The following is a 24,122-nucleotide window of genomic DNA, read 5'->3' as shown; positions in this document are numbered from 1 at the left end:
TATGAAACAAAAAAAAACTAAAGGATACGGAGGATTTATCTTAGTAGTAAGTATATCACTGCTGGCTACGATATATCTTTCATATCACACAGTTAATGTTCTCTTTGGAGATAACTCTTTACAAGTTTATAGTGATTTAAAACACAAAAAAGAGTGGTTAGAAAGTGAAATATTAAGATTACAAAGGGAAAATGCTTATTTACAAAAAGAGTATTTTGAACTAAAAAATTTGGAGCCAGAAGAATGAAAACTTTATTTTTATTTACATTAAGTACTTTGTTAGCAGTGAGTTTAAGTGCAAGAGAAAATCCATTTGCTTTGTATGAAGAAGAAACAGGGAAAATGTACGAGTTTAATGAAAATTTAACTACACCTGAAGCAATTCAAGAAGCAGAATATATAAAAAAAGTACAACAACAAATGCAAAATGCAAATAAAAATGAAGCTGTAAAAAAAACAACTACTACTGTACCTCCTGCCGTAGTTGCACCAAAAACATATACTAAACAAGAAGTTGATTCTTTAATTCAAAAAACAAAACAACAAGCTGAACAAAAAACAAAAGAAATCGTAAAAAAAGAAGTTGCTAAAAAGGAACCAGAGCAAGTTGTATATGTAAAACCAAGAGCTGATATTACGGATGATAATGAAGCTTTAACAGCAAAAAATATTTTACCATTTGTAAAATTGGAATTTAATGATAATAAAATATTAATACATACTACGTATGAAATGTTTAAAAAATTTTCTGTTGAAAAAGAGAAGAAATTAGCTTTTGATTTTAAAGGTAAAGTTTCATTCAATTCAAAAAAAGATAATTTGAGTTCAAAGAATTTTAAGTCAATTGCTGTTGGAAATCATGAAAAAGCAGGTTATTTTAGAGTTGCTGTTGAATTAGCAAATAAAACTTCAAAATATAGTGTAGATTATAAAGATAACATTGTAACTATTACTTCTAAATAAAAGTAAGAATTTTCTTACTTTTATTATTGATGACAAGCGAAAGCTATTTCATATCCTAAAGCTGTAACAGCATCTATATCATCTTGTGCATCTCTTCCTCCAGTTGTTAAATAATCTCCAACAACTAAAGCATTTGCTCCATGTTTAAATACATCATATTGTTCTTCACCAAACATTAATTCTCTACCTCCAGCAATCATTAACATTTGATTTGGAAGATAACTTCTTGCAAGTTTTACTAAATCAAAAGCTTCTTGTTTTGATAGAGGATTTTTTACTAATGGTAGTGCATCATTTGGATGAAAAAAGTTGATTGGAACTGACATAGGTTCTAAACTTGCAATAGATTCAAGCATTGAGATTCTATTTTCTTGAGTTTCACCTAAACCAAAAATTCCACCAGTACATAAATGTAAACCAGCTTTTTTTGCATTTAAGCAAGTTTCGTATCTAGCATCCCAAGAATGCGTTGTACAAATTTCATTGTAAAACTCTCTAGCTGTTTCTAAATTATGATTATAGTTTTCTATTCCATGTTTTTTTAACTCTTTTAATTGCTCATAAGTTGCAATTCCATTACAGGCAATAAGTGAAATATCTGGAACGGCTTTATGAACAGCATCAGCTGCACGACATACATAATCTAGTCTTTTATCATCAAGACCAGTTCCTGCTGTAACTAAACAAAATCCAACAGCTTGGTTTGCTCTTGCTTTTTTTGCTTCATTTACAATATCTTCAATCTCTTTTCTTCTATATCTTTCTATATTTGCTTTGTACTTTACACTTTGAGTACAGAACTTACAGTCTTCATTGCAAGTACCACTTTCTATATTTGATATTGCACATAAATAAATTTTATTATCGCTCATATTTAAACTCTTCTTTCATAAAATTGTTTTCATTTATATTTCTAAAATAGCGAGTGATTATATACTCATTTTCATTAATTTCAAGTTTCATACATGAAATTACTGGTTCTTCTCTTGCACAAACTTCTCCTGGATTTAAAAACAGAGTTTTATTATTATATTCACAATGAAACTTATGTGTATGCCCAAAAATAACTATATTACTGTCTGGAGTTAAGTGATATGGCAAATGCATAAGTTTAAATTTTAAATCTTCTATTTTGAAATAGTATGGTTCAGTTTTTATATTGTATTTAGAAGCTAAATCGAATGAATTTCTATCATTGTTTCCAAAAACTACAATATATTTTAGATTTGATTCTTTTAATAGTTGAAGATTTTTTTCACAACAAAAGTCTCCAGCATGAATCAGATATTCACAATCTTTTTCTTTTAATAAATCAATTACCTCTTTTGCATAGTCACTTTTTAGGTGACTATCAGATAAAATGCCAATTTTCATTATTTCTTGTCAGTGCTTTTTTTTGTAGTTTTTTTTGCCGTAGTTTTCTTTTCTGTAGCAGATTTTTTTGTCGTTGTTCTTTTTGTTGAACCTTTAGAATCTTTTTCTATAATTTCTAAGCACTCTTCTACAGTTAACTCTTCAGCATTTTTACCTTTTGGAATTTTGAAATTTTTTCTTCCTTGTTTAATGTATGGACCATATTGACCAACAAGAATTTGAATTTTTTCTTTATCAAAAGTTTTTATAGTTGATTTTTCTTTTGCTTCATCTATATCTTTTATTATTTCTAATGCTCTATTTAAATCAATAGTATAAGGATCATCAGTTTTAAGTGAGTAAAATTTAGTTTTTACTTGTAAATATGGACCAAATCTTCCAATATTTGCTTTTATTTCATCACCATTTTGTGTATTTCCAACAACTCTTGGAAGATTAAATAAAAATAAAGCTTCTTCAAGTGTAATTGTATCCATATTCAAATTATCAGGAATTGCTACAAATTTTGGTTTTTCTTCATCATCTTTTGTTCCAATTTGTACAAATGGACCAAATCTTCCAACTCTTGCACTTATTGGTTTTCCAGATTTTGGATCAATTCCAAGTTCTCTTACTTGTAAATAATCACTTTTACTAACACTCTCTTCTTTTTCATCAATAGTTTTTTTGAAACTACCATAGAAGTTTTTCATTACTTTTTCCCAAGCAATTTTTCCTTCTGCAATTTCATCAAACTCTTCTTCAATTTTTGCTGTAAAACCTAAATCCACAATATTTGAGAAATGGTCAACTAAAAAACTATTTACAATTTCGCCTGTTTGTGTTGGAACCAATTTGTTATCTTCTGTTTTACTTACATATTCTCTTGCTTGAATAGTTGAAATAGTTGGAGCATAAGTTGATGGACGACCAATTCCTTCACTTTCTAATTTTTTAACTAAAGAGGCTTCTGTATAACGAGCAGGTGGTTTTGTAAAATTTTGCTCACTTTCTAGTTTTTCTAATTCTAAAATAGTACCTTCTTTTATATTTGGTAAAATTTTCTCACTACTATCAAGTGCAGCCTCTGGATTATCACTACCTTCTGTATAAGCTTTCATAAATCCAGCAAAAATAATTCTTTGACCTTTTACTTGGAATTCAAACTCTTTATTTTTCCCAGCTTCAATTTTATAAGTTGTATTTGCTATTTTTGCTTGAGCCATTTGAGTAGCAAGTGTTCTTTTCCAAATAAGGCTATAAAGTCTATATTGAGCAGGTTCAACAAACTCTTTTATTTGACTTGGTCTTAAAGCAAGATTTACAGGACGAATTGCTTCGTGAGCCTCTTGTGCACCTTTTGATTTTGTTGTATAAACTCGAGGTTTATTTAAAGCATACTCTTTTCCATACTCTTCTTCAATTACAGCTTTTGCTGCAGTTGTAGCAACTGTTGAAAGATTTAAAGAGTCTGTTCTCATATAAGTTATAAGTCCACCTGTATGATTTGGAATATTTCCTACATTTCCTTCATAAAGTTGTTGAGCTATAATCATTGTTTGTTTAACTGAAAACCCAAGTTTTCTACTTGCTTCTTGTTGTAAAGTTGAAGTTGTAAAAGGAGCAGCAGGATTTCTAGTACTCTCTTTTTCTTCAATATCTACTAATTTATAACTTCCTTGTTTTAATGAAGCCTCAATTTCTAAAGCTTGTTTTTCATTTGAAATTTTTAGAGTTTTTCCATTTTCTTTTGCAAGTTCAGCTTTTAACTCAGGATTTATGAAATCAGCTTTTATTTTCCAATACTCTTCTGGAACAAAAGCTCTTATTTCATTTTCTCTATCTACGATTATTCTAACTGCAACACTTTGAACTCTTCCTGCACTTAAACCATATCTTACTTTTTTCCATAAAAGTGGTGAAAGTTCATAACCAACAGCTCTATCTAAAATACGTCTTGCTTGTTGAGCATCAACTAAATTTTGATCAACATCTCTTGGATTTTCTAAAGCCTTTAAAATGGCATCTTTTGTAATTTCGTGAAAAACTATTCTTTTTATTGGATTTTTTTCGATTTTAAGGGCAGGAATTAAGTGCCAAGCAATAGCTTCTCCCTCTCTATCTTCATCGGCTGCTAGGTAAATTGTGGTGTCTTTTGAAATTTGTTTTTTTAAATCTGCAATTACTTTTTTCTTATCTGTACTAATTTGATATTTTGGTTTAAAATTATCATCAGGGTCAAACCCTAAACTTGATTTTGGTAAATCTCTTACATGCCCCATAGAAGCCATAACAATAAAATCATTACCTAAGAATTTTGAGATTGTTTTTGCTTTTGCTGGAGACTCCACTATTACTAAATTTTTCACTTAAACTGCCTTCGTATTTTCTAAAAGGTTGAATTCTAACATAAAAAGTGTAATATTATAATAATGTATAGGTAATTTTTGTAAATATTAAAGCTTTAATTAGTCAAAAAGTAAAATCAACTATAAATAATAATCTCTTCTTCTATATTTATATCGAACTCTTTTTTGATTTTTTCTTTTGCTAAATTTATTAGATAAATTGCATCTTCAAATGAACCATCGCCATAATTTACTAAAAAATTTGCATGTTGTTCAGAAAATCCCATATCACCAACTTTATGACCTTTTAGCCCAACTGCTTCTATAAGTCGTCCTGCAAAATCACCTTTTGGATTTTTAAAACAGCTTCCTGCACTTGCCATATTTGGTTGGTTGTCTCGCATTTTTGTAAACTCTTTTAACCTATCTTGTGAAAAGCCATACTCTTTACGAAAAACTACTTCATAAACTATAGTATTTATTTTTGTTTCTCTATATGAAAAATCAATATTTTCTTTATTGATATATCCATCTTTTGTTTTTATTTTTTCAATATAGTTAAAAACTTCCCAAGATTTAAGTCCAGCATTCATTTTTACTAAACCGCCTAAATTTCCAGGTAATTTTGCTAAAAATTCTAAATTTGCTATATCATTTTTTCTTGTATATGTTAGAAGTTTTCCACTTGTTGTTGCGCAACCTACATATAAAAATTTTTCATCTTCTTTTATATAATCAAATTCTTCACCTAAAACGGCAAAATTTTTTTCACAATTTGGAGAAACAAGTAGATTATTTGCTCTTCCAATTATTTGATAATCTTTATAATCACCTATTTCATTTATAACTAAAACTTCTTTTAAAGGTCCTATATGAATAGAAGAGTATCTTTTAAAGTCAACTATTTTTACACTATTCATCTACTTCTTAACTCTTCATATTCGCTTGGAATTAAAAAATCTTCTGCTTTTATCAAATTTTGATAGTGCCCATGTTTATAACCTAAACTAAAAAGTTTATCCAAGGCTTTATATTGGATTTCACTCATTTTTACTGAAGTATCATTTGCATAAAGGTCTAAATATTTATCTAAAGTTGATGCATCAACTCTGATAAGACCTTTTTCAAGTAACATTGGAGCTAAAGTTTTTCTATTTTTATTTGCAACATCAACAGCTTTTATTAAAGCATTTTCATATTTTATAGCATCATGAAGTGGAATAGAACGTCTTAAACACATTCCACCAAGTGGAAGAGGTAAATCTTCTCCTTCACATAATTCAACCCAAATATCCCAAATTTCTCGTTCAACTTCTAACTCTTTATCATAAGTTAAAATAGATTCATGGATTAGAACTCCAGCATCAACAGTTCCATCAAGAACTGCTTTTTCTATATCTAAAAAGTTCATGTAAGTAATTCTTGCATCTGGATAAGCAATTTTAAATAAAAGGGCATTTGTTGTAAATTCGCCACTAAGTGCTACTTTGAAGTTTCTTTTTAAAGTAGTTCCTTTTTTCTTTATAAGTTTTGGTCCATAACCTTGTCCAAATGAAACAGCAGTTTTAAGTAAAGCATAATCATCTTTTACAAATGGATATAAAGCAAATGAAATAGCACAAATATCATAAATGCCTTTTAGTGTTGCTTGATTTAAAGTCTCTATATCTAAAGCAATATTTTCAAATTTTGTGTCATCTAAACTTACCCAGCCAAATTTAATAGCATAATACATAAATATATCATCGGCATCAGGTGAATGACCTACACTAATAATTTTGCTCATATATTACTCCTTTTCAATCTTTACTTGTTTATATTTGTATTCATTTGGACTATTCTTTACATTTAAAATAGCAACTGTTCCTGTTAGTTTTTCATCTATTTTTAGAATTTTGTTTATCTTTTCATTTTTAGAGATAATTTGTATATTTTCACCATCTTTTACTTTTGCTATATTTGCAAATGTTTGACTCGCTTGTAATACAGGTAAATCAACTCCAACTAAAGAATAAACTAAAGTTCCATTAAAAGATTTTAACTCTTCAATCTCTTCTAAATCAAAATTTTTGCAAGAGTTTATTTTATTTTCTAAATCTTCATCTAAAATGAGAAAATCAAAATCTGAATATTTTTTTATAGTTGCTAATAATTTGATGATATTATCAACTCTTTCGTGATTTTTTATATCTTCACCAATAATCAAAATTTTAGAATTTGAATTTTTATAATCTTCAAATGCTTCTTCAAACTCTTCTTCCCCAGCGCTACTTTCTGCTGAAATATATCCTAAATCAAGATTATTTATAAACTTTTTTGTTTTTTCATCATAATTTTTTGCAAAAGTATCAAGAAGTAGGGCACAAATTCCTTCTTCACTTCCAACTTCATACTTTATAAATTGAGTGTAAAAAGGTTTTAAATTTGCATTATCAATAGGAAACATATATACAAATTTTGTTTGATTTTTTTCTATACTTTTTAAAACTTCATCTTTTAATTCAAGATTATTTTCAAAAAATGTTCCAAAAGATATGATAAAATCACTTGTTTTTATATTTTCAAATTTATTCATTTTCATTTCCCTTTATTAAAAAAATCCAACTTTAGTTTCACTATCAAATTGACCTTTTTGTTCTTTAGTTATTTGTTCTTTAAAATCTTCAAGTTTAAAAATAGGATTGTCATTTACTGCTATTTTATATGCTGTATTTTTTATAACAAGTTCTATTTGCCCACCAGTAAGTTCGTATTTTGCTAACTCTTCTATATCAAAACTTTCTTCTAAAGGTAAATTAGAAGGAAGAAGTTTTTTCCAAAGAGCAATTCTTTGATTTTTATTTGGTTTTACAAACTCAATTTTGTAGTTGAATCTTCTTGAAAATGCTTTATCTAAGTTTTCAAGCAAGTTTGTAGTTGCAATTAATATTCCATCAAATCTTTCAATTTGTTCTAAAAAGATATTTTGCATTTGATTATGCATTTTGTCACTGCTACTTGCATTTCCACTACTTCTTGCACTTAAAAATTGATCAGCTTCATTTAAAAGTAAAATTGGCTCACTTTTTGTTTGGCTTCTTAGTTCATAATATTTATCAAAAATACTTCTAACATTTTTTTCACTCTCACCAATATACATTGATAAGATTTTTGAACAGTCAAAGCTTAAAACCTCTTTTTTCAAAGATTTTGCTAAAGCAAGTGCTGTTAAAGTTTTTCCAGTTCCAGCAACTCCATAAAAGATTATTTTTGCTTCAATTCCTCTTTTTTTATCTTTTATTCCCCACTGTTTCAATCTATTTATTACATCTTTATCAACTTGTTTTAAAAGTAAATCTAAAGTCTCTTTTGTTTTTTCATTTAAAATTACATCATCTAAATTTTTTGTTGTAGAAATCAGTTCAAACATATCTTGTTCTTTAATAACAGTATCAAGTTTGATTTTTCCAACAGCTGTACTTTTTTTAGTAGGATGAGAAATTTTGTATAAAACTTCATCTGGAATATAAAAATTTCTATTTATTCCACCAAAAGGAGTTAAAACTTCATCATAATCAATAAGTGATTTTGAAACTAAAGTTGAACTCTCTTCAAGTAAACTTCTATATTTAATTTTTTCATAATCATCACTTGAGATTAATTCAATTAAAGAATTCATATCTCTTAAACTTCCATCTCCTCCAGAATATTCCTCTTTTAAAAGTGCTAAAAATAGAGTTTGTTCTTGTTCATTTAGATTATTTTCTTTAAAAAAATCTTCAAGCATAATTGAGTTAGAAGTAACTTTTATTCTCTCTTTTATTCTATTTTCTAAAAGTAAAAGTTTTGATTTTAGTCTATTTGAACTAGGACTATTTACATCAAAGTTTTTCTTAACTACATTTAGTTGCTGAGCTAAATCTATTCTAAAAAATTGGTCTTGTAAATATTCCAAATGATCTGAATAATTTTTGATTTCTGGTAATACAAAATCACTACTTCCATTTTCTAACATTTTTAAATAAGCACTTGATAAAGATACATTTGAGTTGATTAGCTCAAGTTTTGAAGCTTCACTTAGTTTTACTTGATCAAAAGAAACTTGTATTAACCAACCAAATTCTAAAAGAGATTTTATTAAATCCAATTTTTCTAAATGCTCATAGTTTTTCGTATCATAAAATTCAGTTAATATATCAATTACACAAAGAGTATCTCTTCCATTTACAAACTCTTTTGACATAAATTGTAATATTTTAGCTTCTTCAACTGAACATTTTAATTGGGCAAAAAAAGTTGTTTCTTCTATATTTTTTGCTTTTATAAAATTTATTACCTCTTTCATTTCTCTCCTATAGTTTTATTATCTAATTTTTCTCTAAATTTTTTCAAATCATTTTTTTCTTTAAATTCGATTTTATAGTCTTTGTTTATTGTTGAAATATATAAGTTTTCATTTCTTTCTTCTAATTTTTTGATATCTTTATAAGCTATTTCTAAAATTTGATTGTTTTTTAAATCTATGATAAAACTGTTTTTTATTTCAATAATATTGTTTTCACAAAAAGCTTTATATGAACCTTTTGAATAGATAAAATCTTTACAATTAATAGTTTTTAAATAATCTTCAATTTTGTCTAAATTTATATGGTTATAAACATTTAAAGAGATTACAATTGTAATAATTCCAAAAAATAGCCCAATGAAAATCATCATAAATTCCTTTAAAAATTATTATCATATCTCAATATCTCTTAACTACAAATGAATAAAAAAATGCTAAAATATGAGCATTTTATAAAAAAGGAGTTATATGATTAAAATTGCTACATTTTTTACAAAGTTATTTTTACCTGTTTTACCATTTTTTATTTTAAGTGGATGTTCAAATTATGGTAAAAATGCAGATGTTTTATCAAATGAACTTGCAATTGCAGAACAATGTAGAGATATGAATATAACATTTGAAAGAGATTGTTATGATTTGATTTCATATAAAAACTCTTTTGCCCAACTAAGACTTGGATTAGATGCTCAAAATAGAGGTTTATTTGAAGAATCACTAAAAAGATATACTTTGGCTAAAGAACAAGGTAATTTTTATGCAATATCTTTGATTGCTGATTTATATAGCAATGGTTTGGGTGTTGATATGGACGATAAAAAAGCATTTAATCTTTTAAAAAGTACGAAAGATATCGATCCTATAGCTGCGTATAAAATATCGTATTTTTATTTTTCACAAGGAAATTATGTAGATGGAGTTAAATATTTAACTCTTGCTGGAGAAAATGGCGTAAAAACTGCACAAAATGAATTAAGTATTCTTTATTCAAATGGGCAATATATTGAGCCAGATTTAGAAAAAAGTGAATTTTGGACTCTTCAATATGAAGAGAACAATGATGATTTTATGAAAAAAATTTATGGAAGATAGATGATAAAACAAATTTTACTCTCAATAGTAACTCTATTTTTATTTACGGCTTGTTCATTTAAAATGCCATCATTTTTAAGTTTTGATTTTTTTGGTTCGACTGATTACACAGCACTTTTGGATGAAGCGAATAAATGCCAAGAATTAGAAAATGAAGCTACAAAATTGGATTGCTATAAAAAAATAGAAAATACTAACTCTTTTGCACAAATTAGATTAGGAACTTATTGGGCTGATAAAAAAGATTATAAATCAGCTTTAAAATATCTAAATCAAGCTAAAAACAATGACAATATCTATGCAAATTTACCTTTGTCTTTTTTGTATTATAAAGGTGAAGGGGTAGAAAAAGATTTAAATAAATCTTTTGAATTATTGGAAAAATCTAGTGATGTTGATCCAACATCTGCTTATCAACTTTCAAGATTTTATCTTCAAGGAATAAATACAAAAATTGATAATGAAAAAGGTGTTGAACTACTTGAATTTGCAGCTTCACAAGGTGTTTTAGAAGCACAAAAAATGTTAGTAAATACATATAAAAATGGACTTTTTAAACAACCAAGAGATCAAGTAAAAGTTGATTTCTGGCAAAAGAAAATAAAAGAAAATAAAGAGGATATAAATCGTAAAATTTATATCTTATAAAAAAATTTATACTTATGTTTAGGTCGCAAATTATAATTTTATTCTAAGCGGGTATAAAATGAAAGATAATATTTTATCGGGTTTAACAGTTGGAATAATTGCTCTTCCTTTATCTATGGCTTTAGCAATTGCAACTGGTGTTCCACCTGAACTTGGTCTTTATACAGCAATTATTGCAGGGATATTTGCAGCAGTTTTTGGAAGTAGCAAAATAAATATCTCTGGACCAACTGCTGCATTTATAGTAATCTTAATTCCTATTGTTCAAGAGTTTGGAATTACTGGATTGCTTCTTTGTGGTTTATTATCTGGAATTATTTTAGTTTTAATTGGAGTTTTAAAACTTGGAACTTTAATTGAGTTAATTCCATATCCTGTAACTGTAGGTTTTACTTCTGGAATTGCAGTTGTGATTGCAACTTTTCAAATAAAAGATTTTTTTGGATTAACAATTCCAAATTTTGAGGGAAGTTATTTAGATAAAATTTATTTAATTTTTAACTCTTTTCACACGTTTAATATTTACGAATTTTTTATAGGTGCATTAACACTTTTTTTACTTATTTTTTGGTCTAAAACAAAAAATAAAATTCCATCAGCTTTAATAGCTTTATCTATTACAACTATTGTAGTCGCTTTTTTAAATATCTATTTTAATCTTGATATTTCAACTATAAATTCAACTTTTACTTATAAGATAGGAGATTTAGAGGGAACAGGAATTCCTCCTGTTCCTTTACAATTTTCTTTACCTTGGTCTTTTTTAGAGCCAAAAGATATAAATGTTGAATTAATTTATAAACTTCTTCCTCATGCAATTGCAATTGCAATTTTAGGAGCTTTAGAATCTCTTTTATGTGCTGTTATAAGTGATGGTATGACTGGAAATAAAACTAATCCAAATAAAGAGTTAATTGGACAAGGAATTGCAAACATAGTTGTTCCATTTTTTGGAGGAATTCCTGCAACTGCCGCAATTGCAAGAACAGTTGTAAATATAAAATCAGGTGGAACTTCAAAGTTATCTTCAATTGTTCACTCTTTGTTTATTTTAGTTTCAATTACATTTTTAGCAAAATATCTTTCATATTTGCCTATGGCTTCACTTTCTGCCCTTTTGCTTATGGTTGCTTGGAATATGTCAGAAGTTAAACATTTTATAAATATTTTAAAAGTTGCGCCAAAAGACGATATATATGTATTGTTAACTTGCTTTTTTTTAACAGTTTTAATAGATATGCAAATAGCAGTTGCTGTGGGAATTGGACTTGCTTCTATACTATTTATAAAAAGAACAATTGATTTGTATTCAATTGAATTGGTAAATAGTGATTTATCAGTTCATCCAGATATTCCAGAGACTATTTCTATTTATGATATTAATGGTCCAATGTTTTTTGGTGCTGCCCAAAATGCTTTAAAAACTCTTTTAAATACAAATGAAAAAACAACAGTAGTAATTTTAAATATGAAAAATGTATCTATGATTGATATGACTGCTATAGTTGCACTTAAGTCAATTATTGAGAATTTTGAAAATAAAAATAAGAAGTTGATTTTTAGTGGTTTAAATTCAAGGATTTTAAAAAAACTTGAAAGAACAAAATTAAGTTATGTAACAAGTTTTTCAAATCTTGAAGATGCTATAAAATATTCAAAACAACTTGGAAAAATAAAACCTTAATTGCTTAAAGTTTTTTTATTATTAAAAACTATATAAGTAAATAAGAAAGATAAAATTCCTAAAAAAAGAATAATTCCTAACCAATAAATAATCGATATTTCTACTAAATATCCCGCTACCAAAGTTGCACTTGCTGGAAGTAAAAGTTGTAATGAACCTAAAAGTGCAGCAGTTGCTCCTACTGATTTTTCTTGAGAAGACATAGCCATAGAAAATAGACTTGCTTCACAAAGTCCTAAACCAAAAAATGAGATAAAAAATCCTGCAACTATTCCATCAAAACCAATAAAAGTAATATTTGCACTAAAAAAACTAATAATTGAGCCAATAACTAAAATAAAAGCTCCCGAAATAGATAGTTGTTTCATATTAAATACTTTTAATAGCCTAGTAGAAAGTAGTGCTCCAAACAAAAGTGCACTTCCTGTTGCTCCAAATATCAAACCAAATGTTTTTGAATCAAGTTTATAAATTTCTTGATAAGCAAAACTAGCTCCTGCAATATATGCAAATACAAACATATACATCAAACAAGCTGTAATAGCAGGAGTTAAAAATTTTCTGTCTTTTATAATTTTGAAATAGATAATAAAAATATTTTTAAAATTTATTTTTACTTTCTTTTCCTCTTTTAAAGTCTCTTGTAGTGTAAAAAAAGACATTATTGATAAAAGGATTGCTAATGAAAACAGTGTATAAAATACAGTTTTCCATCCAAACTCTTGTTCTATATATCCTCCAAAAGTTGGAGCTAAAATAGGAGTTATTGCTCCAATAGTAATTAATATTGCAAAGATATTTGCTGCAACTCTTCCTTTTGATACATCTCTTACCATACTTATAATAGAAACATATATTAAAGCAACACTTAAACCTTGAATAATTCTAAAAAGTAAAAATAGTTCAATATTTGTTGAAAATGTAATTAAAATCGAACATAAAGAGTAGAGTAGAACTCCTAATATCAAAGGTATTTTTCTTCCAAAATAATCTATTATTGGACCAAAAAATAGTTGACCAATTCCCATTGAAAATAGATAAAAAGTAAGGGTTAATTGTACTTTAGAATAAGAAGTTCCAAAATATGATGCAATATTTGGCATAGATGCTAAATACATATCAATTGCCATATAACAAAGTACTTCTATTAGAGCAATAGTAAGAATAAATTTAAAATTAATTAATCTTTTTTTCATAAAATTCTTTCAAAATATATTTCAATACAAGTGTATTGAAATTGAACTTTATCAAAAAATAAATTAAGATAGCTTTATAGTAGGAAAGTTTTTAAATCTTCAAAAATCTCTTTTTGTTCTTTGTCTGATAGGTTTATATATTTTAAAGATAAGAGAGAAAATAAACCTTCTGACAATAGAAATGCTAATCTTAATTTTTTACCTTCCTGTGTATTTGTATCAATAGATTTTAAAGAGTCACTATACCATTCTTGAAATTCTTTTAAAATAACTTCATTTTGCAAAAGTATATTTATCATTTTTGACATTTTATTAAATTCTTCTGTACTATTGTAATTTGAGATATATTGAATATGTGCTTTTAATTTAGCATAATTAGAACTGTCATTTTTTGATAAAAGCTCTATTTGTTGATTATAATCATCTTCATTTTTATGTGCAACTGCTTTTATCATTCCATCTTTATTTCCAAAAATATATTGAACACCACCTATTGAAATATTTGCTTTTGTAGCAACCTTTCTAATACTTAAACCAGAGATTCCTTCATCTAGAATTATTTCTTCAATAACTTTTATTAAATGATTTTTATCAATCTTATTTTTTGTACTCAATTTATAACTCCTAAATAATTGTATATTATTTAATAAAATTATATAAAGTTTTTATCTCTTCTGCCCAAATAGATTCATCAATTGTTTCTAAAACTAGAGGAATATCATCCATTCTTTTATCATTCATTATAAATTCAAAAGCATCCCAACCAATTTTTCCACAGCCTAAACTATCATGTCTATCAACACGACTACCAAGTTCTGGTTTTGAGTCATTTATATGCATTCCACTTAAGTATTTAAATCCTACGATTTTTTCAAATTCATTCCAAGTTTTATCATAAGCTTCACGTGTTCTAATATCATAACCAGCAGTGAACATATGACAGGTATCAATACATACTCCAACTCTGGCTTTATCTTCAATTTTATCTATAATATAAGCTAAATGTTCAAATTTATATCCAAGATTACTTCCTTGACCTGCTGTATTTTCAATCACAAGTTTTACAGCACTTGTTTTATCTATTACTCTATTCATTGACTCGGCAATATTATCTAAACACTCTTCTTCACTTATTTTTCGTAAGTGACTTCCTGGATGAAAATTTAGTCTATCTAAAGCTAAAATTTCACATCTTTGTACTTCATCTAAAAAACTTTCAATAGATTTTTCTCTTGCATCACTATCTGGATGCCCTAAGTTTATCAAATATGAGTCATGAGGTAAAATATGTTTTGGTTCTATTTTTGATTTTTCTAATTCTTTAAACCACAAATCTATTGTTTTATTATCAAGTGCTTTTGCACTCCATTGTCTTTGGTTTTTTGTAAAAAGAGCAAAAGCTTTTGCTCCTATTTGAGTAGCATTTATTGGAGCATTAAAAACTCCACCACTTGCACTTACATGAGCTCCTACATATTTCATTATATTTCCTATTATTTGTGAGTTTATTTTTATAAATTTTTATTATCTTATTTAAAAGTAACATTTATAAACATTTGTAGATTTTTTCTTACATATTTTTGAAATTTTTATATTATCCTAAAATGGCTAAGTATAGAATTACTATTTAAAACAATACATAAAATTTTATTGTAAAAAATATATATATTTACAAAAGGTCAACTTTGATGGAAAAAGTAGTAATTATTGGTGGTGGATATGCGGGAATTTACGCATTAAGAGAATTAATAAAAAATAAAAATATTAAAATAACTTTGATTGATAAACATACTTATCATAACTTACAACCAGAAGTTTATGATTTAATAGCAAATAAATCTACGTTTGCTGATGTAACTATCGATTTAACAACTTTATGTAGAGGATTTAATCATAATTATTTAGAGTTTAAAAATCTAAAAGTGAGAAAAATAGACCAACGTGCAAAAAAGATTTACACAGAAGAACAAGAAATAGTTGAATTTGATTATTTGATTATGGCAGCAGGAACAAGAACTTTTTTCCCTCCAACTATTCCAGGACTTAATAACGCAGATGATATAAAAAAGCTTCATAGAGCAATCACTTTTAAACAAAGTTTTGAAAGACAACTTTTTGAAAAAATAAAAAATGAAGCAAAAGAGTGTGCAGATACACATATTGTAGTTGTAGGAGCTGGACTTTCAGGAGTTGAAATAGCAGCTGAAATGGCATATTATTCAAATAAATTTTTCAAAAGAGGAAATTTCAGTTGTGATAATCTAAAAATTTCTTTAATTAGTAGTTCAGTTTCTATTCTTCCTGGTTTAAAACAAGATCTAATAAATATTTCTCAACAAAGATTGAAGGATTTAGGAATAAATATTATTACAAATACAAAACTTCAAAAAGTTGAAGATGGGTATTGCTATTTTTCAAATGGAACAAAAGTAAGCCACTCTTTTGTAATTTTTACAGGAGGAGTTGAAGCCTCAACAATAACTTCAGAATTAGAAGATGTTTCGAAAAATGCAAAAGGTCAAATTGTAGTAAATGAATTTATGCAAACTGATAAATATGAAAATATTTTTGCTATTGGTGATATGGCTGAGGTTAAAAATTTAAAAGGTGAGATTATGCCTCCAAATGTAACAATTGCAAGAATTAGCGGTACAAATGCTGGAAGAAATGTTTTAAATATGATTGCAAATAAATCTTTAGAAAAATGTGATCCAAAACTTGATGGAATTTTAATTGCTCTTGGTGGACAATATGCTGCTGGTGATATTTATGGGATATTAACAGTTAAAGGAAGATTGGCTTATGAGATTAAAAAATATGTATTTAGTTCTTATAGAGCACCACTTATAAAATTGATTAAAAAAGGTTATGCAAAACTTAGAAGACTCTAGGTTTTACATCAATCCCTTAATATTTTTATTAAAATATCATTTGCTTTATCTCTAAAAACAACCTCTTTTTCATTTCTTTCAAATAACTCTTTTAAGAAATTATCAGGATAAGTAGCTGATAAATTTTCTTTATTAAATGTTTTTAAATCTTGACATTTAAAAGTACTTCTACAAACTTTATCATCATATATTTTCATATCTAAAATAGCAGTTCCTGCACTAAAAACTTGAACTTGTGTGTAATCATTGTATTTAAAAATAAACCCTTTATCATAAAACTTCATTTGTGGAGTTTTAAATAAAATAGTAGCACTTGAAGTGAGTTGTGGCTCATTTGTACTAAAACAACCTGTAAATAAAAATATAGAAATAATTGTAATATATAAACTTTTGATAGCTAATCCTTTGTTTTAAAACTTTTGACTATAATTATAACTAAAATAAAAATATATTTAAAAGGAAAAATTTTTGTTAGTACATATTTGTTGTGCAGTTGATAGTCACTATTTTTTAGAAAAAATACAAGAAGAATTTCCCAATGAAGAATTAGTTGGTTACTTTTATGACCCTAATATTCATCCTTATAGTGAATATAGACTTAGATATTTAGATGTAGAATACTCATGTAAAAAGTTAGGAATTCCATTACTTGAAGGTCCATATAACCTTGAAGAGTGGTTAAAAAAAGTAAAAGGAATGGAACATCTTCCTGAAAAAGGTGATAGATGTACTGTTTGTTATGATGATAGACTTGATGTTAGCGTTCAAAAAGCAATAGAACTTGGACATGATAAATTTACAACTTCGCTTTTAATTTCTCCAAAAAAATCTCAAGAAAAATTAGAAAAAATTGGTGAGAAATTGACACAAGAAACGGGTGTAAATTTTATATTTAGAGATTATAGAAGTGGAAATGGTGGAGTCGTTCAAGGAGAACGTGTAAAGGAAAACTCTTTATATAGACAAAATTATTGTGGTTGTTTGTTTGGTTTAAGTGCTCAAAGAGAGATTCAAAAAAAGATTATGGATGAGATGTTCAATCCAATTTCAAATCAAATAATGCCAGAATCAATAGAAGAAAGACTTGAACTTTATCAAAGAAGAAATGATTTAGAAGATGCAGGAGAAAAGTATAAACTTATAAAACAAAGATTTTTAAACTATAGACTTTTAAGTGCTAAAGTAAGTGTTGCAAAAAAAGTTGTTCCTTCATATATTATGTGTTATTCAACTTTAAGTAAAAAAGCTACAAATGGAAGAGTAGAATATGAAAAAGATGGAATAAATTATCTAAATCGTGATGAAGTAAAAATAATCAATATTCAAACTTTTAATTCACTTTCAAATAGCAATTTTAAAAATGTTTTAGAACTTTTATACAAACCTTTAAGTTTTGAAAAAGAGTTAGAAATTAGAAATAAAATAGTTAAAAATTCATACGATTTGAGTACTGTAATAGTTCTTGATGAAATAATTGATGAAAAATATGAAATAGAAATAGATTCACAAACTTACGAAGATATAAAGGAAGAAATCATATGAAACTATTAGTTTGTGCTATGGAAGCTTCATCAAATATTCATTTAAAAGAGCTAAAAAAATATTTAGATGATGATATTGAACTTGTTGGAGTTTTTGATAAAGAACTTGGAAATCCACTTTATGATTTGACAACTTTGGCAATTATGGGATTTGTTGATGCTTTAAAGAAATTAAGATTTTTTTTCCGTCTTCGTGATGAGTTAGTTGAACTTGCTCGTGATTGTGATAAAGTCTTATTGATGGATAGTTCAGGGTTTAATCTACCCTTAGCTAAAAAATTAAGAGAAACTTATCCAAATAAAGAGATTATCTACTACATCTTACCTCAAGCTTGGGCTTGGAAAAAAGGAAGAGTAAAAAAACTTGAAGCTTATTGTTCAAAACTTTGCTCAATCATCCCTTTTGAGAGTGAAATTTATAATGATAAAAATAAAATCACTTATGTAGGACATCCGCTTTTAGATGAAATAAAAGAGTTCAAAACAACATTTATAGAAACAAATAAAATAGCCTTTATGCCAGGAAGTAGAAAAACAGAAATTACAAATTTACTTCCTATTTTCAAAGAACTAATCAAAAAAATCCCAAATAAAGAGTATATTTTGATAATTCCATCAAAATTTGATGATGAATATATCAAAAGGATTTATGGAGATATTAGTGAATTTTCAATTTCAAGAAATGCACATAAAAGTTTATTAGAAGCGGAATATGCTTTTATTTGTAGTGGAACAGCAACTTTAGAAGCTGCACTTATTGGAACACCATTTACTCTTTCATATATTGCAAAAAGATTTGATTTTTTTATAGGTAAATTATTTGTAAAACTAAATTTTGTTGGACTTGCAAATATATTTTTTGAAAAAATGGGTAAAGAGCCACTACATAGTGAATTTTTGCAAGAAAACGTTACTGTAGAGAATCTATTTAATGATTATAATACTCTCAATAAAGAACAATTTTTCAACAATTCTAAACTTTTAAGAGAGTATTTAAAAAATGGAAGCTCACAAAATATGGCGCAGATTATAAAAAACTAATACTTTTTTAGATATAATAACTACCATTTTAATAAAATATAGTTAAATAATAATATAGTTCTTTTTAGTAAGAACAATTGAAAAAGGAATTATTGTATGTTAGATATTATGCAAATTCAAGAGATTCTACCTCATAGATACCCGTTACTACTTGTGGATAGAATTACAGATATGGAAGTAAAAAAATCTATTAAAGGTTTTAAAAATATTTCTATTTCAGAACCAGCTTTTCAAGGACATTTTCCTGGACATCCAATTTATCCTGGTGTTTTAATTTTAGAAGGAATGGCTCAATGTGGTGGTGTTTTAGCTCTAAAAAGTTCTGATTTAACAGACGAAGAGATGAAAAATAAAGTAATCTATTTTATGAGCATAGATAATGCAAAATTTAGAAATCCAGTTCGTCCAGGAGATAGATTAGATTATGAATTAACAGCGGTTAAAATGAAAAGTACATTGATGGTACTTGAAGGAAAAGCTTATGTTGATGGGAAACTTACAGCAGAAGCCGAATTTAAAGCTATGATAGTAGATAAATAGGCTAAATAAATGAACAATATTCACAAAACAGCAATAATTGAAGAAGGTGCAATTTTAGGTGATAATATCACTATTGGTGCATTTACGATTATTGGTAAAAATGTAAAAATTGGTGACGGAACAGTAATTGATTCTCATACACTAATTGATGGAAAAACAACTATTGGTAAAAATAATCACATTTTTTCTCATGCAAGTATCGGAACAATTCCTCAAGATTTAAAATTTGATGGCGAAGATGTTGAATTAATCATTGGAGATAATAATAAAATTAGAGAATATACTTTATTTAATCCAGGAACAATCGGTGGGGGAAGTGTAACAAAAATTGGAAGTAATAACTTATTTATGGGTTATGTTCATGTTGCACACGATTGTATAATTGGAGATAATTGTATTTTTGCAAATGGTGCAACTTTAGCTGGTCATGTTGAGTGCGATGATTTTGTAGTTGTTGGTGGATTAACTCCTATTCATCAATTTTGTAAAATTGGAACGCAAGTAATGATTGGAGGAGCAAGTGCTGTTGCTCAAGATATACCACCATTTTGTTTAGCAGAAGGAAATAAAGCAGTTCTTAGAGGCTTAAATTTGACAGGGCTTAGAAGAAGATTTGATAATAGAGAAGATATTGATGCTATAAAACATGCCTATAGAGAACTTTTTGAAGTAGGAAAACCTTTACAAGATGTAGCACGTGAACTACTTGATAATGATAAAAATAAATATGTAAAAGAATTAGCTAGTTTTGTATTAAATACAAAAAGAGGAATTCCTTTTAATAGAAAGTAGATAATAAAAAATGAGTAAATTAATATGTGATTTTTGTGGAGCAACAGATACAAAAGATAATCCAGTAATTACTGGTGATAATGCTTGTATATGTAAATCTTGCGTAAATGCAGCTCACGATATAATGAATGGTAATATTATTACTGAGAATGATAAAAAAGACGAAGAGTTAAAAGAGATAAAAATAAAAACTCCACAAGAACTAAAAAATATTTTAGATGAATATGTAATTGGTCAAGAAAGAGCAAAAAAAGTTTTATCTGTTGCTGTTTATAATCATTATAAAAGAATTTTTAGACAAAATGAAATTAATGATGATATTGAATTAAATAAATCAAATGTTTTATTAATAGGACCAACAGGTTCTGGAAAAACTCTTTTAGCACAAACTATTTCAAAATATTTAGATGTTCCTTTAGCAATTGCAGATGCTACAAGTTTAACAGAAGCTGGTTATGTTGGTGATGATGTTGAAAATGTAGTAACAAGACTTGTTCAAGCTGCAAATGGTGATATAAAAAAAGCTGAACGAGGAATAATTTTTATCGATGAAGTTGATAAAATTGCTAGAATGAGTGAAAATAGAAGTATTACTAGAGATGTTTCAGGAGAAGGTGTTCAGCAAGCACTTCTTAAAATAGTTGAAGGTTCAGTTGTAAATGTACCACCAAAAGGTGGAAGAAAACATCCAGGACAAGATGCTCTTCAAGTTGATACAACAAATATTTTATTTATTTGTGGTGGAGCATTTGATGGACTTGAAGATATTATTAAGAAAAAACAAGGTTCAAATGTTCTTGGATTTAATCAAGATAAAAAATCAAAAAATACTGAAGATAAACTAATTTCAAAAGTAGAAACAGATGATTTAGTAAAATATGGTCTAATTCCAGAATTAATTGGAAGATTACATATGATTGCTACTTTAAATGAAATAACTGAAGATGACATGGTTCATATTTTAACTGAACCAAAAAATGCTTTAATTAAACAATATATAAAGCTTTTTGAATTAGATAATGTTGTTTTAGAATTCGAAAAAGATGCTTTAAAAGAGTTAGCAAGACTTGCAATTGTTAGAAAAACAGGTGCAAGAGGATTGAGATCAATTTTAGAAGATATTATGCTTGATATTATGTTTAATCTTCCAAAATATAAAAATAAAAAAGTAATAATCACAAAAGAGGTTGTTGAAAAAACTCAAGAACCAAAAATAGTAAACAAAGGATAGAAAATGATTTTAGATAAAATAATAGGTCTTTTTTCAAATGATATGGCAATAGATTTAGGAACGGCAAATACGATAGTTTCAATAAAAGGAAAAGGTATCATTATAAATGAACCATCGGTAGTTGCAGTACAAACTGATAGACAAGGTAAAGATAGAATTTTAGCAGTTGGTCAAGAAGCAAAACAAATGATTGGTAAAACTCCTTTAAATATCCAAGCAGTTCGTCCTATGCAAGATGGGGTTATTGCAGATTTTGAAATGACTGAAAGAATGATTAGATATTTTATTGAAAAAGCACACTCTAGAAAATCTTTTGTTAGACCAAGAGTAATTATTTGTATTCCTTATGGAATTACTCAAGTTGAGAAAAAAGCTGTTGAAGAATCAGCTATGAGTGCAGGAGCAAGAGAAGTATTTTTAGTTGAAGAACCAATGGCAGCAGCAATTGGTGCAGGAATTCCTGTTTCTGATCCTGCTGGTTATGTAGTTGTTGACATCGGTGGAGGAACAACTGAGATTGGAGTTACTTCTTTAGGTGGACTTGTTTTATGTAAATCAATAAAAGTTGCTGGAGATAAAATAGATAGATCAATAGTTGAATATGTAAGACAAAATTATAATCTATTTATTGGAGAAAGAGCAGCTGAAACTATAAAAATTGAAATTGGAACAGCGGTTAAACTTGATACTGAATTAAAAATGAAAGTAAAAGGAAGAGATCACTCTGGATTCTTATCAACTATTGAACTTGGAAGTGAAGGTGTTAGAATCGCTATAAAAGAGCCTTTAAAAGAGATAGCTTCAGCTATTAGAAGTGTTTTAGAAAATATGCCACCAGATTTAGCAGGAGATATTGTTGACAATGGAATTATTATAACTGGTGGTGGAGCATTAATTAGAGGAATTGATACATATTTAGCAGAAATTGTAAAAATTCCAGTAAAAATTGCAGATGAGCCTTTATTATCAGTAGCTTATGGAACAAGTCAAGTTCTTGATGAACCAGAGTTATTGAAAGTAATTAATGATATGAAAAATTCTCAATAATTAAATGAAACATCTTCTATTCGTTATTCTTTTTGTAGCTTTAAGTTTATCTTACCTTTTTAGGGTAGATGAGCTTTTGGTTAAACATTTTACATTTTTTTCAAATTTAAAAAGCATGTATGTTGAAAAATATATCGAAGCTTCTGAATTTTTTAAAAAGCATTTTGAGCATGAAAAAAAGATTAAAGAATTAGAGACAGAAAATTTAGAACTAAAAGAATACAAAATCCTTTACAACACTGTAGAAACACAATTAAATACTTTAAAAGATTTTTTAATTCATGTGGAAATTCCAGAAATTAAACCACAAATAGAACTAGTGAAAGTTCTTTCTTATGTAGATTATAATGATTTTACAAGAGTTTGGTTGGATAAAACACCTCAAAATGAAAAAATTTTAGGATTAATTTCTGAAAATTTTGCAGCAGGAATAGCTGTAAATAAAAATGGAAAATCTGTTGGATTATTAAATGGAAATAAAGATTGTACTTATGCAGTTTTTATAGGAGAAAGTAAAAGTCCAGGAATTGTTACTAGTGCTGGAGAAAATACTGATGAATTAGAAGTTAAATTTATCCCAATTTGGTCAGATATCAATAAAGGTGATGAAGTTGTAACTTCTGGAATGGATAATATCTTTTTTGAAGGTTTAAAAGTTGGAAAAGTATTGGAAGTATCTGAGCAAGCTAGTATGAAAATAGCAACAATAAAACCATATGTAAATGCACTAAAAAAGAAATACTTTTATATATACAATGATAATTATCAAGAAGAGCAATTAATGATGGAAAATCATCAAAAAATTCAATAGCTAGCCATTATTCTATCAACATCTCCCCAAGAAAGATTATCTTTTTTATTTTTAAACATATTATAAATATATCTAGCGAACATGTCAGTTTCAAGATTTACTTTTGTTCCTATTTTATAGTTTTTAAAAAGTGTATTTTGTATTGTATGTGGAATAATTGTAAGTCTAAATTCATCTTTTAAAACTTCATTTACTGTAAGTGAAACTCCATCAATAGTAATACTACCTTTTGGAATAATGTATTTTGAATATTCATTTGGTAAACTAACAAAAAAATCTGTTGAATTTCCATTTTGTTTGATTGATTTAATTGTTCCTAAGCAATCAACGTGACCTTGTACGATATGTCCTTCAAATCTATCACCCATCATCATAGCTGGTTCCATATGAACTTCATTCTTATAATTTTCCATTGCTAAAATCTTTTGAGATTCAGGTGAAAGTTCAACAGTAAAAGTATCATTTGTAATTTTTACAACTGTTAAACAAGCTCCATTTATTGCAATAGAATCTCCAATTTTTGGATGATATTTTGCTTTTAAAGTTAAAAAATTGTTTTTAAAACTAACAACTTTTGCCATTTCTCTTATAAGTCCAGTAAACACTTAAAAAACCTTTTT

The 24,122-nt window shown here is 27.1% G+C and carries 26 protein-coding genes; 13 read left to right on the top strand and 13 right to left on the bottom strand.

The features are described from left to right. The first annotated feature begins 1 nt into the window (after nucleotide 1). A complete protein-coding gene (locus B0175_RS03240; protein ID WP_108527266.1) occupies nucleotides 2-247 on the top strand; it encodes a septum formation initiator in 246 nt (81 codons plus the stop codon). Beyond that, a complete protein-coding gene (locus B0175_RS03235; RefSeq protein WP_108527265.1) occupies nucleotides 244-963 on the top strand; it encodes an AMIN domain-containing protein in 720 nt (239 codons plus the stop codon). The genes B0175_RS03240 and B0175_RS03235 overlap by 4 nt, the downstream gene beginning before the upstream one ends. Nucleotides 964-986: 23 nt before the next feature. Here the strand turns inward: B0175_RS03235 and B0175_RS03230 are convergent, their stop codons facing one another. The 8 genes from B0175_RS03230 to B0175_RS03195 all read right to left on the bottom strand — a co-directional run bounded on the left by B0175_RS03230 (nucleotide 987) and on the right by B0175_RS03195 (nucleotide 9,359). Next, the gene (locus tag B0175_RS03230; RefSeq protein WP_108527264.1) at nucleotides 987-1,835 is read right to left on the bottom strand and encodes a biotin synthase; all 849 of its coding nucleotides are present in this window, start codon (nucleotides 1,833-1,835) and stop codon (nucleotides 987-989) included. Beyond that, nucleotides 1,825-2,337, bottom strand: a complete 513-nt coding sequence (locus tag B0175_RS03225) for a YfcE family phosphodiesterase (RefSeq protein WP_108527263.1) — start codon at nucleotides 2,335-2,337, stop codon at nucleotides 1,825-1,827. Before B0175_RS03225 ends, B0175_RS03230 begins: the two co-directional genes overlap by 11 nt. Further along, complete coding sequence (gene topA, locus B0175_RS03220; protein WP_108527262.1) at nucleotides 2,337-4,685, bottom strand: type I DNA topoisomerase; 2,349 nt, start codon at nucleotides 4,683-4,685, stop codon at nucleotides 2,337-2,339. The genes B0175_RS03225 and topA overlap by 1 nt, the downstream gene beginning before the upstream one ends. Before the next feature lie 116 nt (nucleotides 4,686-4,801). Continuing rightward, nucleotides 4,802-5,584 carry a UDP-N-acetylmuramate dehydrogenase gene (locus tag B0175_RS03215; protein ID WP_108527261.1) on the bottom strand — a complete coding sequence of 261 codons (783 nt, stop codon included), beginning with the start codon at nucleotides 5,582-5,584 and terminating at the stop codon, nucleotides 4,802-4,804. Continuing rightward, the gene (locus tag B0175_RS03210) at nucleotides 5,581-6,450 is read right to left on the bottom strand and encodes a menaquinone biosynthesis family protein (RefSeq protein WP_108527260.1); all 870 of its coding nucleotides are present in this window, start codon (nucleotides 6,448-6,450) and stop codon (nucleotides 5,581-5,583) included. Before B0175_RS03210 ends, B0175_RS03215 begins: the two co-directional genes overlap by 4 nt. Before the next feature lie 3 nt (nucleotides 6,451-6,453). Next, the gene (locus B0175_RS03205) at nucleotides 6,454-7,239 is read right to left on the bottom strand and encodes a hypothetical protein (RefSeq protein ID WP_228156056.1); all 786 of its coding nucleotides are present in this window, start codon (nucleotides 7,237-7,239) and stop codon (nucleotides 6,454-6,456) included. A 15-nt stretch (nucleotides 7,240-7,254) separates the two neighbouring features. Then, the gene (locus B0175_RS03200) at nucleotides 7,255-8,988 is read right to left on the bottom strand and encodes an ATP-binding protein (RefSeq protein ID WP_108527258.1); all 1,734 of its coding nucleotides are present in this window, start codon (nucleotides 8,986-8,988) and stop codon (nucleotides 7,255-7,257) included. After that, nucleotides 8,985-9,359, bottom strand: a complete 375-nt coding sequence (locus B0175_RS03195) for a hypothetical protein (protein ID WP_210004250.1) — start codon at nucleotides 9,357-9,359, stop codon at nucleotides 8,985-8,987. The genes B0175_RS03200 and B0175_RS03195 overlap by 4 nt, the downstream gene beginning before the upstream one ends. Nucleotides 9,360-9,456: 97 nt before the next feature. Here B0175_RS03195 and B0175_RS03190 point away from each other — a divergent pair, with 97 nt between their 5' ends. Genes B0175_RS03190 through dauA form a run of 3 tightly spaced genes read left to right on the top strand, consistent with a single transcriptional unit; the run spans nucleotide 9,457 to nucleotide 12,412 of the window. Further along, nucleotides 9,457-10,080, top strand: a complete 624-nt coding sequence (locus B0175_RS03190; protein WP_108527256.1) for a tetratricopeptide repeat protein — start codon at nucleotides 9,457-9,459, stop codon at nucleotides 10,078-10,080. Beyond that, the gene (locus B0175_RS03185) at nucleotides 10,081-10,728 is read left to right on the top strand and encodes a tetratricopeptide repeat protein (RefSeq protein ID WP_108527255.1); all 648 of its coding nucleotides are present in this window, start codon (nucleotides 10,081-10,083) and stop codon (nucleotides 10,726-10,728) included. Between the two features lie 58 nt (nucleotides 10,729-10,786). Continuing rightward, complete coding sequence (gene dauA / locus B0175_RS03180) at nucleotides 10,787-12,412, top strand: C4-dicarboxylic acid transporter DauA (protein ID WP_108527254.1); 1,626 nt, start codon at nucleotides 10,787-10,789, stop codon at nucleotides 12,410-12,412. On the opposite strand, the gene B0175_RS03175 is transcribed toward dauA, so the two are convergent. The 3 genes from B0175_RS03175 to nfo form a co-directional block, all read right to left on the bottom strand. Then, the gene (locus B0175_RS03175) at nucleotides 12,409-13,608 is read right to left on the bottom strand and encodes a multidrug effflux MFS transporter (protein ID WP_108527253.1); all 1,200 of its coding nucleotides are present in this window, start codon (nucleotides 13,606-13,608) and stop codon (nucleotides 12,409-12,411) included. The genes dauA and B0175_RS03175 overlap by 4 nt on opposite strands. 74 nt (nucleotides 13,609-13,682) lie before the next feature. Beyond that, nucleotides 13,683-14,222 carry a TetR/AcrR family transcriptional regulator gene (locus tag B0175_RS03170; protein ID WP_108527252.1) on the bottom strand — a complete coding sequence of 180 codons (540 nt, stop codon included), beginning with the start codon at nucleotides 14,220-14,222 and terminating at the stop codon, nucleotides 13,683-13,685. A 25-nt stretch (nucleotides 14,223-14,247) separates the two neighbouring features. Then, nucleotides 14,248-15,090, bottom strand: a complete 843-nt coding sequence (gene nfo / locus B0175_RS03165) for a deoxyribonuclease IV (RefSeq protein ID WP_108527251.1) — start codon at nucleotides 15,088-15,090, stop codon at nucleotides 14,248-14,250. A gap of 206 nt (nucleotides 15,091-15,296) precedes the next feature. On the opposite strand from nfo, the gene B0175_RS03160 reads away from it, so the two are divergent. Beyond that, the gene (locus B0175_RS03160) at nucleotides 15,297-16,499 is read left to right on the top strand and encodes an NAD(P)/FAD-dependent oxidoreductase (RefSeq protein ID WP_108527250.1); all 1,203 of its coding nucleotides are present in this window, start codon (nucleotides 15,297-15,299) and stop codon (nucleotides 16,497-16,499) included. 8 nt (nucleotides 16,500-16,507) lie between these two features. Here the strand turns inward: B0175_RS03160 and B0175_RS03155 are convergent, their stop codons facing one another. Beyond that, nucleotides 16,508-16,783 (bottom strand): hypothetical protein, encoded by a 276-nt coding sequence (locus tag B0175_RS03155; protein ID WP_108527249.1) that lies wholly within the window; start codon nucleotides 16,781-16,783, stop codon nucleotides 16,508-16,510. A gap of 184 nt (nucleotides 16,784-16,967) precedes the next feature. Between B0175_RS03155 and B0175_RS03150 the strand changes: the two genes are divergently transcribed. The 7 genes from B0175_RS03150 (at nucleotide 16,968) to mreC (ending at nucleotide 23,502) form a co-directional block, all read left to right on the top strand. Next, nucleotides 16,968-18,041 carry an epoxyqueuosine reductase QueH gene (locus B0175_RS03150; protein ID WP_108527248.1) on the top strand — a complete coding sequence of 358 codons (1,074 nt, stop codon included), beginning with the start codon at nucleotides 16,968-16,970 and terminating at the stop codon, nucleotides 18,039-18,041. Beyond that, complete coding sequence (lpxB, locus tag B0175_RS03145) at nucleotides 18,038-19,081, top strand: lipid-A-disaccharide synthase (RefSeq protein WP_108527247.1); 1,044 nt, start codon at nucleotides 18,038-18,040, stop codon at nucleotides 19,079-19,081. Before B0175_RS03150 ends, lpxB begins: the two co-directional genes overlap by 4 nt. A gap of 96 nt (nucleotides 19,082-19,177) precedes the next feature. Then, nucleotides 19,178-19,621 (top strand): 3-hydroxyacyl-ACP dehydratase FabZ, encoded by a 444-nt coding sequence (gene fabZ, locus B0175_RS03140; protein WP_004511103.1) that lies wholly within the window; start codon nucleotides 19,178-19,180, stop codon nucleotides 19,619-19,621. A 9-nt stretch (nucleotides 19,622-19,630) separates the two neighbouring features. Beyond that, nucleotides 19,631-20,413, top strand: a complete 783-nt coding sequence (gene lpxA / locus B0175_RS03135; protein WP_108527246.1) for an acyl-ACP--UDP-N-acetylglucosamine O-acyltransferase — start codon at nucleotides 19,631-19,633, stop codon at nucleotides 20,411-20,413. A gap of 10 nt (nucleotides 20,414-20,423) precedes the next feature. After that, nucleotides 20,424-21,644 carry an ATP-dependent Clp protease ATP-binding subunit ClpX gene (gene clpX / locus B0175_RS03130; protein ID WP_108527245.1) on the top strand — a complete coding sequence of 407 codons (1,221 nt, stop codon included), beginning with the start codon at nucleotides 20,424-20,426 and terminating at the stop codon, nucleotides 21,642-21,644. A gap of 3 nt (nucleotides 21,645-21,647) precedes the next feature. Next, complete coding sequence (locus B0175_RS03125; RefSeq protein WP_108527244.1) at nucleotides 21,648-22,691, top strand: rod shape-determining protein; 1,044 nt, start codon at nucleotides 21,648-21,650, stop codon at nucleotides 22,689-22,691. Nucleotides 22,692-22,695: 4 nt separating this feature from the next. Continuing rightward, entirely contained in the window at nucleotides 22,696-23,502 is an 807-nt protein-coding gene (gene mreC, locus B0175_RS03120; protein WP_108527243.1) for a rod shape-determining protein MreC, read from the top strand. Here mreC and ribE read toward each other — a convergent pair. Then, complete coding sequence (gene ribE, locus B0175_RS03115; protein ID WP_108527242.1) at nucleotides 23,496-24,107, bottom strand: riboflavin synthase; 612 nt, start codon at nucleotides 24,105-24,107, stop codon at nucleotides 23,496-23,498. The two genes, mreC and ribE, sit on opposite strands and share 7 nt — an antisense overlap. Nucleotides 24,108-24,122: the final 15 nt, after the last annotated feature.

This window comes from Arcobacter lacus (assembly GCF_003063295.1).
Taxonomy (GTDB): Bacteria; Campylobacterota; Campylobacteria; order Campylobacterales; family Arcobacteraceae; genus Aliarcobacter; species Aliarcobacter lacus.
The sequence above is the reverse complement of the archived record's forward strand: the minus strand, read 5'-3'. Positions and strand labels throughout refer to the sequence as shown.

Excerpts from the sequence above, each read along its gene's own strand:
- B0175_RS03240 (WP_108527266.1), top strand. The coding sequence starts at position 2 with ATGAAACAAAAAAAAACTAAAGGATACGGAGGATTTATCTTAGTAGTA.
- B0175_RS03235 (WP_108527265.1), top strand. The coding sequence starts at position 244 with ATGAAAACTTTATTTTTATTTACATTAAGTACTTTGTTAGCAGTGAGT.
- B0175_RS03230 (WP_108527264.1), bottom strand. The coding sequence starts at position 1,835 with ATGAGCGATAATAAAATTTATTTATGTGCAATATCAAATATAGAAAGT.
- B0175_RS03225 (WP_108527263.1), bottom strand. The coding sequence starts at position 2,337 with ATGAAAATTGGCATTTTATCTGATAGTCACCTAAAAAGTGACTATGCA.
- B0175_RS03215 (WP_108527261.1), bottom strand. The coding sequence starts at position 5,584 with ATGAATAGTGTAAAAATAGTTGACTTTAAAAGATACTCTTCTATTCAT.
- B0175_RS03210 (WP_108527260.1), bottom strand. The coding sequence starts at position 6,450 with ATGAGCAAAATTATTAGTGTAGGTCATTCACCTGATGCCGATGATATA.
- B0175_RS03205 (WP_228156056.1), bottom strand. The coding sequence starts at position 7,239 with ATGAATAAATTTGAAAATATAAAAACAAGTGATTTTATCATATCTTTT.
- B0175_RS03200 (WP_108527258.1), bottom strand. The coding sequence starts at position 8,988 with ATGAAAGAGGTAATAAATTTTATAAAAGCAAAAAATATAGAAGAAACA.
- B0175_RS03195 (WP_210004250.1), bottom strand. The coding sequence starts at position 9,359 with ATGATGATTTTCATTGGGCTATTTTTTGGAATTATTACAATTGTAATC.
- B0175_RS03190 (WP_108527256.1), top strand. The coding sequence starts at position 9,457 with ATGATTAAAATTGCTACATTTTTTACAAAGTTATTTTTACCTGTTTTA.
- B0175_RS03185 (WP_108527255.1), top strand. The coding sequence starts at position 10,081 with ATGATAAAACAAATTTTACTCTCAATAGTAACTCTATTTTTATTTACG.
- dauA (WP_108527254.1), top strand. The coding sequence starts at position 10,787 with ATGAAAGATAATATTTTATCGGGTTTAACAGTTGGAATAATTGCTCTT.
- B0175_RS03175 (WP_108527253.1), bottom strand. The coding sequence starts at position 13,608 with ATGAAAAAAAGATTAATTAATTTTAAATTTATTCTTACTATTGCTCTA.
- nfo (WP_108527251.1), bottom strand. The coding sequence starts at position 15,090 with ATGAAATATGTAGGAGCTCATGTAAGTGCAAGTGGTGGAGTTTTTAAT.
- B0175_RS03160 (WP_108527250.1), top strand. The coding sequence starts at position 15,297 with ATGGAAAAAGTAGTAATTATTGGTGGTGGATATGCGGGAATTTACGCA.
- B0175_RS03155 (WP_108527249.1), bottom strand. The coding sequence starts at position 16,783 with ATGAAGTTTTATGATAAAGGGTTTATTTTTAAATACAATGATTACACA.
- lpxB (WP_108527247.1), top strand. The coding sequence starts at position 18,038 with ATGAAACTATTAGTTTGTGCTATGGAAGCTTCATCAAATATTCATTTA.
- fabZ (WP_004511103.1), top strand. The coding sequence starts at position 19,178 with ATGTTAGATATTATGCAAATTCAAGAGATTCTACCTCATAGATACCCG.
- lpxA (WP_108527246.1), top strand. The coding sequence starts at position 19,631 with ATGAACAATATTCACAAAACAGCAATAATTGAAGAAGGTGCAATTTTA.
- clpX (WP_108527245.1), top strand. The coding sequence starts at position 20,424 with ATGAGTAAATTAATATGTGATTTTTGTGGAGCAACAGATACAAAAGAT.
- B0175_RS03125 (WP_108527244.1), top strand. The coding sequence starts at position 21,648 with ATGATTTTAGATAAAATAATAGGTCTTTTTTCAAATGATATGGCAATA.
- mreC (WP_108527243.1), top strand. The coding sequence starts at position 22,696 with ATGAAACATCTTCTATTCGTTATTCTTTTTGTAGCTTTAAGTTTATCT.